3 protein-coding genes are annotated in these 2,685 nt (G+C 66.3%); 1 reads left to right on the top strand and 2 read right to left on the bottom strand.

Annotation, left to right across the window (positions count from 1 at the left end; genetic code table 11):
* Window positions 1–396, top strand: a 396-nt coding sequence (locus RDN59_RS11880) for a TIGR02206 family membrane protein (RefSeq protein WP_308608013.1), incomplete at its 5' end; no start/stop codon positions are given.
* Between the two features lie 142 nt (window positions 397–538).
* On the opposite strand, the gene RDN59_RS11875 is transcribed toward RDN59_RS11880, so the two are convergent.
* Both RDN59_RS11875 and RDN59_RS11870 read right to left on the bottom strand, forming a co-directional pair.
* Window positions 539–2,152 (bottom strand): NAD(P)H-hydrate epimerase, encoded by a 1,614-nt coding sequence (locus RDN59_RS11875; RefSeq protein ID WP_308608012.1) that lies wholly within the window; start codon window positions 2,150–2,152, stop codon window positions 539–541.
* Window positions 2,153–2,163: 11 nt separating this feature from the next.
* Window positions 2,164–2,685: zinc finger domain-containing protein (locus RDN59_RS11870; RefSeq protein WP_308608011.1), on the bottom strand; the 522-nt coding region annotated here is incomplete at its 5' end.

Here is a 2,685-nt window from a genome sequence, read left to right as displayed (position 1 = left end):
TGGTTCTTCCACATCGTGGCACTTGCCATGTCGCTGGCACTGACTTTTGGCTTGGGCTACCGGCCGACGTGGAAGGGCTATCGCTTCGCCGTGAAGATCACGCCAGTGTGGATGGCCATCGCGATGGCGGTTAATGCCAAGACCGACGGCAACTATGGCTTCCTCAACCACGCGCCGGGCAGCCCGTCCATCATCAACCTATTCGGCCCATGGCCCGGCTACATCGCAGTGGAAATCCTTGCCGTCGCAGCAGCATGGGCCGGAATGACGTGGCCGTGGGAGAACACTTCCCTGCGCCGCGGCACGGTGGCGGTGGGCCCGCGCGGGCTCATGCGCAAGTCCGTCGGCACCGCGTCCGGGATTCTGCGCCGGGCCAAGGTACGTTTTCGTAAATAGTGGCCCGCAAATCGCAACATTCCAGGGCTTCGTTGCGAAAACGTACCAAGACGGCGGCGGCCAGGTACGGATCGATCAAATAAGGCCCCAGATCTTCGAATTTTTGGGGTGCTATTTGATCGAAACGTACTTAGTAGCGGAGCTAGCGCTCCGCGTTGAGGAGCCGGGCGATGGCTTGCGGGATGGCTGCGGCAATCTGAGAGGCGGAACAGGGCGCGAAGCCTTCGGGGGTCTCGGCCGCGATGGCCGCCGCGTGCGCGTGGATGGCGCCCGCGTGGAGGACCTCGGTGATGGTCCGGGTGATGGTCGCGACGGCAGTTTCGGTGGAGGATTCGGCGAAGAGCTGGGCCAGGACCGCGCCGAGGATGCCGGAGAGCACGTCGCCGGAGCCGGGGGTCGCGGCAAAGGAGTGACCGGAGTTGAAGGAATAGAGCGGCTGGCCCGGAGCTGTGATGCGGGTCAGGCGGCCTTTGAGCAAGATGATGCTGTGTAGCTCCTCGGCTAGCTCGTGGAGGGCGCGGCTCCAGCCGGTAGCCGCATCGGGAGCAGAGCCGAAAGTGGCCTGGTAGAGACGGCTGAACTCGCCTTCATGTGGGGTGAGGATGGTCAGCGGGTGCTCGGCGACTGTCCGGCGCAAGGAGGTGTTGCGTGCCAAAAGCGTCAGGGCGTCGGCATCAAGAACGGTGGGCAGGCCTTGCGCCAGTACCTTTCGCAGTTCGGCGGCCGCCGTTGCATCGGTACCGCGGCCAGGGCCCACGACCCAGGCTTGGGCCTGTCCGGCGGAGGCCACATCGGGATGGCAGACCAGCTCGGGCAGCAGAGAAGTAATCGAGTTATCGCCGATGAAGCGCACCATCGAGGGCGTGGCGCGCACCGCTGCGGTGGCGCAGAGGATCCCCGCGCCCGGGTAGGTATCGCTTCCGGCAGCCAGGGCCACGACGCCGCCGGAATACTTGTCAGAGCGCGCGCTTGGTGTGGGATCAACGATGGGGCCGGTGCAGCCCACCGGCCAAGGGCGGGAAGCGCGCCCGCCCGGCAGATCGAGTTCGCCCGTTTGCCACGCATAGGCCGTCGGGACGGAGGGCTCGTGGGCGATGAATGCGGCAGGTTCATCCAGTTCGGCGAGGGTCTCAGCGAAGGAGGGCGCGCCGGGCAAGAAGAGATCGGAGACCACAACCTGCCCGCATTCGGCGGCCAGCGCGTGGCCGAAGCGCGGCGAGCCAAATGTGACGGTGACATCGGCGTGGACGGCATCCGCGGCGCACACTCCCGTATCGGCATCGACGCCGGTAGGCATGTCGACGGCTAAGACAGCAGCCCCGGTCGCGGTGACTTCGCGGTAGAGCGAGAGCGCGGCGCCGCTTAAGCCACGGGCGGAGCCGAGGCCCGCGATGGCGTCAATAAGCAGTGTGCTGCCTGAAGACGCGCTGCCGTTAGGCAGCGCGTCGGCAGAAAGGACCGTGCCACCGGCGGCACGGAACGCAGTGAGAGCCTCCTCGTGGCAGCGTTCCGGAACCAGGGCATGCACCGTAACCCCGCGCTCGGCCAGCACCGCACCGGCGTAAAGCCCGTCCCCGCCGTTGCCGCCGGAGCCAGCGAGAACGAGCACCGTCCCAGGCTGCGCTTCCAGCATTACCCACGCGGTTTCTGCCACCGCCGCGGCGGCCAGTTTCATGAGCTGATCCTCATGAGACTGCTGTTCCAGCAGGCGTTCTTCAGCGGCACGAACAGTGGCAACGGTAAAAGCAGGGCGCATAACTGACTACCCTAGCGCGCGGGTTGGCAGGTGGGGCACCAAAAGAGGTTGCGGCCCTGCATGACCTGCTCCCGTATCCCCGTGCCGCACACGTGGCAGGGTTGCCCGGCGCGGCGGTAGACGTAGACCTCGCCGCCGTGGTCATCTTTGCGGGGCTCGCGGCCCATGGCCTCCGGCGTATGGGCTTCGCGGACTGTATCGATGCGGCCGTGCTCGACGCCGTAGTCCATCAGTTCCACTAGGTCAGACCAGATGGCGTCGAACTCCGCGCGGTCGAGCTGCTTGCCCGGAATGAAGGGGGAGAGCCCTTGGCGGAAAAGGGCTTCTGCGCGGTAGATATTTCCCACCCCGGCGAATAGGCCCTGGTCCATGAGCATCGCGCCGATGCTGCGCCGCGAGGCATGCACGCGGGCCCATAGGACGTCCGGATCGGCATCCTTACGCAGCGGGTCCTGGCCCACCTTCGCCACCTTGGCCTGGTACTCCTCCTCCGTGATGAGCGTGCAGAACTGCGGGCCGCGCAGGTTCGCGGC

Source organism: uncultured Corynebacterium sp. (assembly GCF_902489365.1).
GTDB lineage: Bacteria > Actinomycetota > Actinomycetes > Mycobacteriales > Mycobacteriaceae > Corynebacterium.
Note: the sequence above shows the minus strand (reverse complement) of the source record. Positions and strands in the feature narration are given on the sequence as shown.